Origin of the sequence: Cronbergia sp. UHCC 0137 (genome assembly GCF_034932285.1) — a bacterium.
Classification (GTDB): domain Bacteria; phylum Cyanobacteriota; class Cyanobacteriia; order Cyanobacteriales; family Nostocaceae; genus Cronbergia.
In genome coordinates this window covers 126,504-139,237 of the sequence record NZ_JAYGHC010000008.1, presented here as the reverse complement: position 1 = coordinate 139,237, position 12,734 = coordinate 126,504, and the positions used below count along the sequence as shown (strand labels likewise).

10 protein-coding genes and 1 pseudogene are annotated in these 12,734 nt (G+C 37.7%); 2 read left to right on the top strand and 9 right to left on the bottom strand.

Features of this window, described 5'->3' with window-relative positions; genetic code table 11:
* Positions 1–235 precede the first annotated feature (235 nt).
* The 6 genes and pseudogenes from VB711_RS06070 to VB711_RS06045 form a co-directional block, all read right to left on the bottom strand.
* Positions 236–1,594, bottom strand: a complete 1,359-nt coding sequence (locus VB711_RS06070; protein ID WP_323284879.1) for a response regulator — start codon at positions 1,592–1,594, stop codon at positions 236–238.
* 24 nt (positions 1,595–1,618) lie between these two features.
* Positions 1,619–4,960, bottom strand: a complete 3,342-nt coding sequence (locus VB711_RS06065) for an ATP-binding protein (protein WP_323284878.1) — start codon at positions 4,958–4,960, stop codon at positions 1,619–1,621.
* A gap of 46 nt (positions 4,961–5,006) precedes the next feature.
* On the bottom strand, positions 5,007–5,783 hold the full coding sequence (locus VB711_RS06060; RefSeq protein WP_323284877.1) for an MOSC domain-containing protein: 777 nt from the start codon (positions 5,781–5,783) through the stop codon (positions 5,007–5,009).
* Positions 5,784–5,998: 215 nt separating this feature from the next.
* Positions 5,999–6,127: pseudogene (locus tag VB711_RS06055) on the bottom strand (IS66 family transposase); the annotation flags it as partial.
* A gap of 229 nt (positions 6,128–6,356) precedes the next feature.
* Complete coding sequence (locus tag VB711_RS06050; protein WP_323284876.1) at positions 6,357–7,187, bottom strand: DUF3598 family protein; 831 nt, start codon at positions 7,185–7,187, stop codon at positions 6,357–6,359.
* A 178-nt stretch (positions 7,188–7,365) separates the two neighbouring features.
* A complete protein-coding gene (locus VB711_RS06045; protein WP_323284874.1) occupies positions 7,366–7,677 on the bottom strand; it encodes a DUF6679 family protein in 312 nt (103 codons plus the stop codon).
* Between the two features lie 607 nt (positions 7,678–8,284).
* On the opposite strand from VB711_RS06045, the gene VB711_RS06040 reads away from it, so the two are divergent.
* Positions 8,285–8,722, top strand: a complete 438-nt coding sequence (locus tag VB711_RS06040; protein ID WP_416233564.1) for a J domain-containing protein — start codon at positions 8,285–8,287, stop codon at positions 8,720–8,722.
* Positions 8,723–8,774: 52 nt separating this feature from the next.
* Positions 8,775–9,041: a DUF3143 domain-containing protein gene (locus VB711_RS06035; RefSeq protein ID WP_416233563.1), complete on the top strand. Its 267-nt coding sequence runs from the start codon at positions 8,775–8,777 to the stop codon at positions 9,039–9,041.
* Between the two features lie 7 nt (positions 9,042–9,048).
* Here the strand turns inward: VB711_RS06035 and VB711_RS06030 are convergent, their stop codons facing one another.
* The 3 genes from VB711_RS06030 to lysA form a co-directional block, all read right to left on the bottom strand.
* Positions 9,049–9,798, bottom strand: a complete 750-nt coding sequence (locus VB711_RS06030; RefSeq protein WP_323284870.1) for an isoprenyl transferase — start codon at positions 9,796–9,798, stop codon at positions 9,049–9,051.
* Entirely contained in the window at positions 9,795–10,793 is a 999-nt protein-coding gene (cdaA, locus tag VB711_RS06025) for a diadenylate cyclase CdaA (RefSeq protein WP_323284869.1), read from the bottom strand. Before cdaA ends, VB711_RS06030 begins: the two co-directional genes overlap by 4 nt.
* Positions 10,794–10,966: 173 nt before the next feature.
* Positions 10,967–12,376, bottom strand: a complete 1,410-nt coding sequence (gene lysA / locus VB711_RS06020) for a diaminopimelate decarboxylase (RefSeq protein WP_323284868.1) — start codon at positions 12,374–12,376, stop codon at positions 10,967–10,969.
* Between the last annotated feature and the right edge of the window lie 358 nt (positions 12,377–12,734).

Genomic DNA, 12,734 nt, shown 5'->3' with positions numbered 1-12,734 from the left:
AAAGAATATTAAACACAAACCCAAATCCTCTTCGTCATTTAATCATCATAAATAAACCCATCCTGTACATCCTTAAATCCTGGAAATCCTGATTCAGACAAAAAAGTATTAAACACAAACCCAAATCCTCAAAATCATTTAATCATCACAAATAAACCATCCTGTACATCCTCAAATCCTGGAAATCCTGATTCAGACAAAAAAGTATTAAACATAAACCCAAATCCTCTTGCATCTAAATTTCTGGTTGGTAGATGGGGATTTCGATCATAAATTCTGTTCCTGTTTCTGGGGATGATATATAAGTGAGTTTACCTTGGTGTTTTTGGACAATTATTTGATAACTAATTGATAATCCTAGTCCGCTACCTCTACCAACTGGCTTGGTAGTAAAAAATGGATCAAATAGACGCGATCGCAGCGATTCATCTATTCCTCTACCATTATCAGCGATCGCTATTTTCACTGTCTGAGAATCGGTTATTTGTGTATGAATGCGAATTTGTGGATTGTTAATAGACGGAGATATGCTATTACTTTGAAAGTAATGTCGATTTTCAAAAGCTTTATTAATAGTTAAAGATTTATCATTACTAACTTCTAGCTGTTCAAAGGCATCAATGGCATTATTTAATAAGTGCATAAATACCTGATTGAGTTCCCCAGGGTAACAGTGAACTAAAGGTAAATTACCATAATCTTTAACTACATCAATATTTGGATGGGCTGTTGTTTTATTGAGACGATAGGTTAACATCACCAAACAATTATCAATGCCTTCATGAATATTTACACGTTTCATCTGGGCTTCGTCTAACCTAGAGAAGTTTTGCAGCGCCATCACAATTTCTCGAATCCGATTTGAGCCTCTGTGCATAGCAGACATCAGTTTTTCCAAATCATTAACTAGAAAATATATATCTATTTCTTCAATGATTTGCTGGATTCTTGGCACAGGTTCAGGGTACTCATCTTGATATATCTTAATTAGATTCACTAATTCTTGCACATACTGATTAGCATACTGTAAATTACCGTAAATAAAACTAATTGGATTGTTAAATTCATGGGCAATTCCTGCTACTAATTGTCCTAAAGATACCATTTTTTCGCTTTGAATGCGCTCTAATTGGGTAGATTGTAAATTATCTAAAGTCTGTTGCAATAAAACATTTTTCTCTTGCAATTGCAATTGTAACGCCCTTAATTGTAGCTGATTTTTAACTCTTAATATTACTTCCGCACCATCAAATGGTTTGGTAATATAATCTAAACCACCAATCTTAAATGCCTTTTCTTTATCTATCATATCATCTAAGGCACTAATAAAAATCACTGGAACTTGAGCAGTTTTTTCATCGGCTTTTAGTTGTTCACAAACTTCATAGCCATCCATTCCTGGCATATTTATATCTAATAAAATTAAATCTGGTAAAATCATTTGACAAGCGGTGAGTGCCAGTTTACCATTTAAGGCTTTGCGAACTTCAAAACCTTGTTCTGTTAACATTGTTGATAACAGCCGGATATTATCTGGAATATCATCTACTACTAAAATATTGGCTTTATGGTTTTTTAAATTTGGTAATTGCATTTTTAATTTAGATGAAATATTTATTTATTTTTTATTCGTCAGTTCCATGATTTTTTCAAACTCGTAGTTGTTAGCTAAGTCCTTAAAAGCTTGAATAATTAAAGTTTTATCAGCCGGAAGTTGCTGCATTAATTCTAAAATTAAATCATCGCTACAACTAGCTGCGGCATTGTGTACTTGTTCTAACCAATCAAAAGGAACCTCTGACAAAGATTGTAGAAGTTCTGTTTCATTAGAAAAAGTTTCTGTGGACTGACTGGTGGCTACTGTATTTACTGATTCTAACTCGCTGATATATTTTACGCCAAGATGTTCACTAATTTTTTCTAGTAATATTTGTCTTGTGAATGGCTTACGGATTAAATCATCGTAACCATGGGTTAACATTTTTTGACATTCTTCCTCAAAAGCGTTGGCAGTTAATGCTATAATTATAGTATGTTGGGTTTGATTATTCTTACCTATCTGATTTTGAATTTTTTTCAGCGATTCATAACTATCAGAGGCAGATGTCCGCACATCCATTAAGATTAATTGGGGTTGCCAGGTTTCCCATTTAGCGATCGCTCCTTGAGCATTTGTGACTTCTGCTACTTGAAAGCCGATAGATGTTAGAATTTTTACTAATAAAAGTCGATTGTCGGCGGAATCATCAACCACTAAAATCCGGTATTCCTGTTGATCATCGGCTAATTTGAGAATTGCGCCATGAGAGGGCTTAATGTTGATTTCACTAGGAACTGCTAACCCTGTGATCACATCAAAAGTAAAGGTACTACCTACACCAGGGCTGCTGTTAACAGTGATATCCCCGCCCATTAACTGCACATATTTCCGACTAATGGCTAACCCTAATCCAGTTCCTTGTTTAGACTTTCTTCCAGTTTCCGTTTGTTCAAATGCTGCAAATAACAGATCAATTTCCTCTGGAGAAATTCCCAAACCAGTATCTTCAACTTCAAATAACAGATGAATTGGAGTAATATTAGGGAGATAATGAGCTTTTTTACCCTTATTTTTCCATCTTCTCACTTCTTTATGACAGATTGATACTCGCAGCACTATCTTTCCTGTATCAGTGAATTTGATAGCATTTCCTAACAAATTAATTAAAACTTGACTGAGTTTACCTTCATCTGTTTGAATATATTGGGGAATATCTGGTGCATATTCAAACACCATTTGTAAACCTTTAGATGCAGCACGAAAGCGTAACATACCTTCTAGGTTGGCTAACATATAAAATAGATCAAAACTGCTAAGATTCAATCTAACTTTACCAGCCTCAATTTTAGACATTTCCAAAATATCATTAATCAAATTGAGAAGATGTTCACCAGCGCGATTGATAATTCCTAAATGATTTTGATGTTCGGTAGATAGGGAATGATCTTGGCTAATCACTTGACTAAAACCCAAAATAGCATTTAAGGGAGTTCTGAGTTCGTGACTCATTTGCGCTAAAAATTCGCTTTTAGAACGGTTTGCTTTTTCAGCCGCTTTTTGTCCTTGAGCCGCAATTTTTTGTGATTGAATCAGTTTATGTTGGGTATTTTGCAATTCTTGGATTACCTTAATTAACTCTTGGGTACGTTTTTTCACATGAGATTCCAATACCCGATGAGACTCTGATAAGAGATTTTCCGTTTGCTTGCGTTCAGTAATATCCGAAAAAGTAGCGATCGCATAAGCAATATTACCATCATCATCATAAATTGGCATACCCAAAAACTCAAGGGGAATATTCCGATCAACATAACGAACTTCAATATTATCAACTTGAATATTTTCTCCCTTTAATGCTTTAGCGATCGGTAATTGATCACTTTCATAAAGTTGATCTGTACCCGCAATATAAAATTCATAAAATCTCGGTAATTCTTCAGTAGTTACCTCCTTCATAATCCCTTGACCAAGAATTTGTTCACCAATATGATTTATATAATAAGGAGTACCTTGATCATCTGTAATTAATACCCCCACTGGTATAGCTTCTAAAAACTTATTCAGCCAAGTTTGACTTTTAGATAAAGCCTCATTTAATAATTTTAACTCCGTATTTTTTCCTTCTAAAACAGTAAAAGATTCTTCTAATTGCTTGGCCATTTTATTAAAAGATTCCGATAACTGTCCTAATTCATCAGAACGCTTAATTTTTGGAGATTGTTTCCATTCACCCTCAGCAATTTGTTTTGCTAAAGTATTTAATTGTAAAATCGGCTTAATTATCCAACGATCAGTCAAAATACCAATTTCTATAGCCACTAATAAAGCAATTATACACAATAAAATAGTGATGCGAGTATTAGCATAAATTTGCTCCATAAAGTCAGATTCAGGAATAACCACCACAATTAACCAATCAAGTCCAAATTCATCCCGCCAATTTTTTACCTGCACAAAATAAGAATTTCCCTGATCAACAAAATTTAAATGTTGTTTACTTACAGCTAATTCTAAACTGCCAAAATGGTCTTTTAAATATTGAGTTGTCAGTCGAATTAAAGGATCTTTGCTATTTAATCCTAATAAACGTTTTGCTTGACCATTAAACAAAGTATAGGGTAGTTCATCATTAGAACTAGCTACTATTTTTCCAGAACGTTCTAAAATAAAACTTACACCCGATTTACCGATCTTTAACTTAGCTAAATAATCGTTAATTTGCGACAATAATAAATCAATGCCAATTACCCCAACTAACTTATTAGTCTCATCATAAACAGGATAACTAGAAGATATAGATAAAACTTCTGGTTTATCTTCCCATTGGTAAATTTGACTCCAGATAGGTTTACCAGCTTTTACAGTATCAGCATACCAAGCTTCTACCCGTGGGTCATAGTTTTTAGTTTCCTGAAGTTGACGACGATTACCTTGCTTATCTGTAGGATAAATATATAATTTACCAATACCATTTTTAGCCGTCACTTCATTAACTAAAAGTTGGTTATTATTCAACCTTTCAATACCAATAAATTCACCTTTCGTATTGGCAAAGTTATTATAACCAATATCAAATAATTTCATTTGCTTCCAGAAATAATGTCCAGTAGTTTTAAAATTATTGATGTCTAACAAACCTAATTTAATAGCATCTAAATTAATTTGATTGATTTTTTGAGGAGTTTGTAAATAAACATCAAGATGCTGTTCAACACGATTAGCAATCTCATTTTCTAATTGATATGAAAGTTCCTGAATGGCCTTTCTACCATTTTGAAATGATACAAAACCAACAATACCGACTGCCCCGAAAATCTGTAAAACAAAAGGGATGATTAATACAGCCCTGAGAGGCATTTTAGCATAAATCTTGCCAAATAATTGATTAATAGGTTTAATTTTGGCTCGTTGAGATATCATGATGATTAAATTATTTTCCCTGTTGATAGATTACTTATTACAAAGATTAAATTTTCACAATGTCGCCAATTTTTAAAACCTTACCTGCTTCTGATGTTGGTAATATTGTATTTACACTCAAACTATAAAAAGTCTTAAATCGAGATGTAGCTACCCATTTTGGCATAGTGGCTTGACGTTGTTGCACAAATATTTTTTGAAAGTTGGGATCAGCTTGTCCTAAATAAGAATCACGAGTAGGAACTACACAACGTTGACAAGGATTAACGCCAAAAAATACCACATCTCCCACTTGAAATGGTAAAGTTTCCCCACTAGCATCAAATAGCCTATCTTCCCAAAATGCAGGTACACCATCAATTTCAATATTGGCACGTATCCGACGACGCATTTCATCTACACTCACCCCAGGAAACCAGGAAGCCACCTCTGTTAAAGTTGCGGTACTAATTACCGTTGGTCCTGGTGAGTTGGTATCATCAGGAAAACCCATCACAGAATTTTGTTTTAAAGTTACAGCAAATCCAAAAAAATTACTTAAAGTAGCGGCTAGACTTAACTGTTCTGTATCAAGATTAAAAACCTGCAATGAGTCATTATTGGGAAATTGTAAATAGATATTTCTATTTTCTAAAGAAAATTTTGACCGTATTAATTGGATTTTAGCATGGCGCTTGCCATTCACAAATCGTCCTTGTTCATCGACAATAGTAAACTCACGATCAAATTCCAGGGAACTACTTTTCAGCACTATTGCTTTTTGTACTTCTACAGCATCTAATGATTTAATGGGGTAAAGCAAAATCCTGGCTAGGTGTGGCATCTCAAATATTTAAACCTCACAGATAAACATACTTGTAAGTAGATGTAAGTGTTCACAGGGGTAATTGGTGACTCAAAGACCGTGAAATAGAATGTGTGAAGTAGTTACAGCTATGAAAATCACAAGCTAATCCATCTGAAATACAAATGAATAACTACGTAAAACACAGCAGTATTTATAACTTATTTAGGGGCAGGAACTACAGCGCTGGCTCACCAGATAACCGCCGGACGGATAGCACGTTCAGCCGCATTATTTGTGGGTTCGACATTTTCAATTTGGACAAATAACCATAGAGCAGGTTCAACCTTTAAGAGTTGGCGACAAGTCCTCACAGTTTTGGCTAGTGGCGTGTTCTCCTTGCTACCAATTTCATAAGCTGGTTTTTTCCATGCCTTCTACTCTACCATATCTTTCTACTTATTTTTTCTGGTAGCCTAATTCATCCTGTGAACAGTTACGACAATATGGTATAAAAATTGCAATTTCTCTAGAACGAGATGTAAATAGTAAACAAGCTCTAATATCTGCTTCAGACATTCATTTCTGACTACTACCCTGGGGTGATAGCTTCTAAACTTTATATTCAATAATATGAGTTGAACTCACCCATTCACCTTTTTGATTGTAGCTGCGAATTAGGCGTTGCCGTTCCTTTTCTCTGACTAACCAACCTGCTTCGACAAAAAAAGATTTTCTCAATTGCAATTGTAAAGGAACATTACTAGAAGTTCCATCGGGTAATAACAAAATCTGTCGGGATTTTCCTTCGGTTTCCGAAATAATTTTATTTCCTGTGATTCTTCCTTTTGCTGTAATAATATGTGATTGAAAAGATATTTTTTGTTCTAAATATCCATCACCTATTTCTTGAATTTCTAAAGAAGTAGCATAGGTTTCAGATTGTCTCAAATCTGAGTAAAATGTATGAGCTTGACCTTGCCAATGACCAATTAACTGTTCTACAGTCAGGTGCGAGCGCTCGTAAGCATCTGTAGAACTGCGAAATTCTCTAATGAGAGTTAAATTAGTAAAGTTGCCTTGTTGATCATATAATTGTACTAAACGCAAACGGCGATCGCCATCGACAAAGCCGTATTCCGCTCCAAATTCTGAAAAAGGCGCTAATTGCAATGTTCCTTTAGAAAAAGCTCCTGTAGCAAAAAAGATGTTCTCTCTACCTAAAGAACGATATTCCTGTTGATAATCTTGAATGGGAGGACTGTCGTAATCATTACCATCAAAACGACGCAATCTAAAAAGCACAGCTTGATGATGATCGAATGCTTCTAAATTTAAAATGCTAGGAGTGGAATTTAATATTTCACCGTCGGGAGAAATTTGAGTAAATGAACCACGCCATTCGCCTAAATTTTTCAGAAAGTTTTCCCAGTTAGTTCCCATCTATTTCAGCTAAAAATACATTACGGTACTTGTAGAGATACCAAAAAAGGCAGCGGTGTTAGAATCCTGCTGCCCCATTGTATAACTTCAAAGTTATCTTGAAGGTTACTGTCCTGCCCTTGAATGCTGATCTAGCCCCAATGCTGAATCGGATTTGTAACCCAGCATTGGGTGATAATCATTCTGGATTGGAGTCTGTGTAATGGTTATGAATACGCTCAGACTCAGGACAATCTTCAGTCATCAGAGGATCTACATTACCACGTGGCACTGAGGCTAGTTTTTGGGTGACAGCGCCAATGCTTTCTAGGCGAACCATTTCTTCCCAAGAACAGGCTTCGTCCTCTTCTTCGGTTTCATAGCGTAAGGTCACTAAGTCGCCTTCTATATCAATGATGCGGGCCCGCTCTATCCAGCGTTGCTGATCCCGCAAAAAAACACATACCTCCCGCCCGTCGCAACACAGTTGATAAATCTTGCGGTGTAGCATGTAGTGCTTCTGCCTTTTTAAACAACGTAGTTAAATCTGTGAAAATGTGGGTTTTACCCCAGTCAGATACACCCTTATGAGGTCGATTTTAGATTTGAGAACAAGTTTGTTTCGTTACCCAGTCTGACAACCCGGTTATAGCAGTCAGATATTAAATAAGTCTAGGGTTGTAAACAAACTGTTTCTTCATCAGTTAAAATCAATCTCTTGGAGGGTAATTATGGGAAATATCTACTTCCGGGAAGTTAGACAGTTTAGGAGTCGCCCTGGTTTAGTATTTGCTGGTGATTCCTTATTACCATTATGTAACAATAAATACTCCAAAACAAGCATCGATTGCGGTTGTTTGAGTTGCCTACTTGTAGTCATTGGCATTATTGTGAACTGTAGGGACTTGGCTATACTTTTACCCCTAATGTATTTGATCTTAACTCATTATGTTGCTTACTTTCACGGTTTTAAACAATAATACTCAAAGAGTTTTATTTTTTTAGTTTTAAAGTCAGGTGATATAACCTTTCTACGGATATTTCAAAAATAAAATATTCGTCTTATATTATGTGTTGGTAGGGGAGTGATTCAAATTTCTGTCAATCACAATGGAAAAATGCCACAAAGCAGCGAAACGACTTATTACACTCTTCTAGGTCTCCATCCCTGGGCTTCGGTCATTGATATCCGTCGGGCTTATCGGGAGTTAAGTAAACATTATCATCCTGATACAACAGAATTACCTGCTAATATTGCTACTGAGAAATTCCAGCAAATCAACGAGGCTTATGCTACTTTAAGTAGTCCCGATCGCCGATTAAGCTATGATTTTAAAATTGGCTATTCTCGTTTTGGGGTAATTCAAGCGCCGTCTGATTTGAATCGTCCTGTTTCTAACCCTTACGAATGGTCAAAATCAGCTTACTTGGATGCAAATGATCGCCCTTTGTCTTCTGGTGAAATTTTTGCCTTATTTATTTTGGGGTTGACCTTAGTTGGTTGTTTGTTGTTAGCGATCGCGATCGCCATTTTTCGTGGAGAAGCAATTGCCTAAACCCAACTTCCCACCTCACTACTAAACAATCATTCTGAATTTAAAATTGCTTATGCTTCCCTCCAATACACCCCTATATAATCACCCTTTACCACAAATCGAACAGTGGCTAAAAAACCAAGGTTGTGAACAAGACGAAACCCAACTACATTGTTGGCATATACAACGATCTAGTTGGGAAGCAGAACTGTGGTTAGATACTGAACAAATTACAGTGCGATATCTTCAAGCGGGAGAAAGCAATCAAGATATTCAACGTTCCTTTAAATATTCCCTGAGTCGGGAAGATATCCAAGAAGCGGTTTTTGCTGGACCATGATCTAATGTCAGACCTTGCCAAAACGCCGTTCTCTTTGCTGGTAAGCAGATAAAGCGCGGTGAAAGTCAACACGATTAAAATCTGGCCAAAGAGCATCACTGATATAAATTTCACTATATGCCATTTGCCACAGTAGGAAATTTGACAGCCGCATTTCTCCACTAGTACGAATTAATAAATCTGGGTCGGCAAGTCCGGCAGTATAGAGATGATTAGTAAACAGTTCTTCAGAAATTTGCTCAGGTTGGAGTAAACCTTGTTGTACCTTTTGGGCGATCGCTTGACAAGCGTGTAAAATTTCCTGCCGACTGCCATAGTTAGTAGCAATAAAAAAACGTATGCCAGTGTTATTGCGAGTGACTTTCATCGAGTAGGAGATTTCCTGTTGTAACGATGGTGGCAACTCAGTTAAATCTCCCATAAACTGAATTTGGATATTCTTCTCCAGCATTTCCTCAAGTTCTTGACGCAAAAATCGCCGAATCAGAGCCATCAAACAATTCACTTCTTTACGTGGTCTTTTCCAATTTTCTGTAGAAAAAGCATACACTGTCAGTGCTTCAATTCCCCAGTCGTGACAGCAACGAACCAAATCTTTAAGGTTGCTTACACCAGCTTTATGTCCCCTAATGCGTGGTAAACCGCGCTTTTTAGCCCAGCGACCATTGCCATCCATAATGACCGCAACGTGTTTGGGCAATAGTTCTCTTTTCAAGTCAGGAGGCAAATATTGCAGTTCAGTTTGTTGTATTATCATTTTTCGGTCTTATTTTTTTGGCGAGAAACGGTTCTGCCCCTACGGGGAAGCAAGCTACGCATCACAGGTTGTTCGCGTAGCCTATCATAGAGAAGAGATGGTAATCTGAGTAATCGTGAAACCAGCCTCAGTGCCTGATCACCAACCTGATGAACCAAACTTAAAAGACCAGGAGCCACAGCTTCCCGATCTACAGTTGGCGAAAACCTAGCCTCTAAAGACTCTTTGAGCTTTCTAATCGTCAGTGGTCTGTAGAGAGTTCCCTGTTCCGCTAAGGAAATAGAACCCGTTTCTTCTGATACAACGACACAAATGCAATTTTCGACTCGCTCAGTAATTCCCATGGCCGCCCGATGGCGTGTTCCCAACTGACGGGAGGCTGTGCGACCAGAAAGTGGTAAAATTATACCAGATGCCACAATCCGGGAAGCGCGGATTAAAGTTGCTCCATCGTGTAATAAGGTTTTTGGTTGAAAAATTGTTTGGATCAGTTCCTTGGAAACTTCAGCATTTAACTTTACTCCCGGTACAGAAAAATCTCTTTCGTCTATTGGTCCGGTGGTTTCTAAAATCAGTAAAGCACCAATCCGGTTTTTTGACAGTTCTTTCACTGCTTCAACAATTTCATCAATTACACTATCAGATTTAGGGACTGCCAGGCGATCGGGTTGAAATAACTGCAAAAATTCGCCCCTTCCTAATTGTTCCAGAAAACGGCGAAATTCCGACTGAAGTGCTACGGCCATGGCTACAGCACAGCCAATCACCAGTTTTTCTAAGACAAAATTTAGTAGGGGCAGCCCTAAAATCCCACTGAGTGCGGAGGCCAGCATCAACAGAATAAATCCTCGCACCATCCACAGTATCCGGCGCTCACTGATAATCACCAGGATCATGTATGTCAGCGCCAGCACTAACACAATATCCAGAGTCCCAACCAGCAAGGGCTGAGACCATCCCAGGTTTGTCAGCCATTGCTTCCACCAATCTCTCATGACATCTGGTGTGAAAGGATGAAGTGTGAAGAATCAAGGATGAAATTTGAAGTTAGAAATGGAAAATTTACAGGATAGGTTGGCAAGAATGTAGAAAATTTTAAGTTTTGATTTTTGATCTTTTTTCTCATTCTGCCTTCATCCTTTGTTCTTCATCTTTCATCCTAAATCCTTCAGCCTTTATACTTTAGTCTCTCTGGTAAACAATCTTGTCGAATCAAGTCTTGATAAGTTTCCCGTTGTAAAATTAAATTTGCTTCACCATTGGCCACTAAAACGGCTGCTGGTCGGGGCAAGCGATTATAGTTAGAGGCCATACTGTAATTATAGGCACCCGTTGCCATGACTACGAGAACATCCCCTGGTTCTGTTTTCGGCATCTGGGCATTTTTAATCAGAATGTCTCCTGATTCGCAATGTTTACCAGCTATGGTGACGGTTTCTGTGAGGGGCGCGGACATTTTATTGGCGACTACGGCTCGGTAAACTGATTGGTAGGTAATAGGGCGGGGATTGTCTGACATTCCCCCATCAATGGTTAGGTAGGTGCGGATTTCGGGAATTTCTTTGGTTGAACCAATGGTGTACGCAGTGACACAAGATGTGGCAATGAGCGATCGCCCTGGCTCACATAATAACTTAGGTAAGGGCAAATTCTCCGATGTACAAGCTGTTTGAACTACTTCACATATTGCCTTTGACCACTCTTCAATGCTGGGGGGATCGTCGGATTCTATGTATGTAATCCCTAAACCACCACCAACATTTAATTCTGTCACCTCAATACCATATTTTGCCGCATCCCGCAACCACTGTACCATGACATTAGCTAAATCTCTATGGGGTTGGCGTTCAAAAATTTGAGAACCAATATGAGCGTGCAACCCGACGCAGTTTAAACTCGGTTGTTGGCTGACAAAGGCAAAAACTTCTGCTAAGTCATTGGGATCAAAACCAAATTTACTATCTAAATGTCCTGTGCGAATATATTCATGGGTATGACATTCAATTCCGGGGGTTAGTCGTAACATGATCCGAATTGTCCCCAGGGCAGAATTTTCTGCTATGCTTACCAGGGTACGCAATTCGTGCCAGTTGTCTACGACAATTGTGCAAGCGGATTCAATGGCGAAAAGTAACTCTTCTAGAGATTTATTATTCCCATGTAAATAGAGTTTGTCTGGACTAACACCAGCAGTTAAGGCTGTGTAAAGTTCACCACCTGAGACTACATCTATACCCAGTCCTTCAGAGGCAGCGATCGCACAAATTGCTAAACAATTCCATGCCTTAGAAGCGTACAATACTTGAGATTCACCTTGATAGTATTCTTTAAATGTATCTCTATATTGCCTACAGGCTGTACGCAAGGTTTTTTCATCTACAATGTATAATGGTGAACCAAACTGCTGAACTAGGGTTTGGACATCACACCCACCAATTTCCAGAAAGTCATGCTGATTAACTCTAGCTGTCAATGGCAAGAGTTGTTGGTTAGGTGAAATTTCAGCGTCATTGCTACGCTGTTGAGGTAAATATTGACTACCAGAAGGTTGAACCGCGATGGGGTGAGTCGATACCATAACTAATAATTTAAGTTGTCCTTGTTTAATTTAGGGGTGTGAGTTAATCTCCCGATTCCCAGTTTACAAGCATTTAAGTGGAAATTGGTGAAATGAGTGAGAGAAAAAGGAGAGAATAATTTTCACCAATTCCCTGATAAAATCTAGATTCCGGTTTTTCACACGGTTGTTTTCTATTTTAATGGTATCAAATTTACAGCGAGAGTGGCGATCGCTATATTCCTCTTTTCTTTTCTGCAAATTCGCCAAGAAGAACAGGAAAATAAGGGTTTCTATAGCAATACTATAGCCAATTTACGAGGGTGAGATGATGATGCTTTAACCATTAGCTCCCATTTCTCGCTCGGCTTGGCAAAAA

Coding starts and splice junctions, on each gene's coding strand:
- VB711_RS06060 (WP_323284877.1), bottom strand. CDS start 5,783: ATGCCACACCTAGCCAGGATTTTGCTTTACCCCATTAAATCATTAGAT.
- VB711_RS06045 (WP_323284874.1), bottom strand. CDS start 7,677: ATGCTACACCGCAAGATTTATCAACTGTGTTGCGACGGGCGGGAGGTA.
- VB711_RS06040 (WP_416233564.1), top strand. CDS start 8,285: ATGCCACAAAGCAGCGAAACGACTTATTACACTCTTCTAGGTCTCCAT.
- lysA (WP_323284868.1), bottom strand. CDS start 12,376: ATGGTATCGACTCACCCCATCGCGGTTCAACCTTCTGGTAGTCAATAT.
- VB711_RS06070 (WP_323284879.1), bottom strand. CDS start 1,594: ATGCAATTACCAAATTTAAAAAACCATAAAGCCAATATTTTAGTAGTA.
- VB711_RS06065 (WP_323284878.1), bottom strand. CDS start 4,960: ATGATATCTCAACGAGCCAAAATTAAACCTATTAATCAATTATTTGGC.
- VB711_RS06030 (WP_323284870.1), bottom strand. CDS start 9,798: ATGATAATACAACAAACTGAACTGCAATATTTGCCTCCTGACTTGAAA.
- cdaA (WP_323284869.1), bottom strand. CDS start 10,793: ATGAGAGATTGGTGGAAGCAATGGCTGACAAACCTGGGATGGTCTCAG.
- VB711_RS06035 (WP_416233563.1), top strand. CDS start 8,775: ATGCTTCCCTCCAATACACCCCTATATAATCACCCTTTACCACAAATC.
- VB711_RS06050 (WP_323284876.1), bottom strand. CDS start 7,187: ATGGGAACTAACTGGGAAAACTTTCTGAAAAATTTAGGCGAATGGCGT.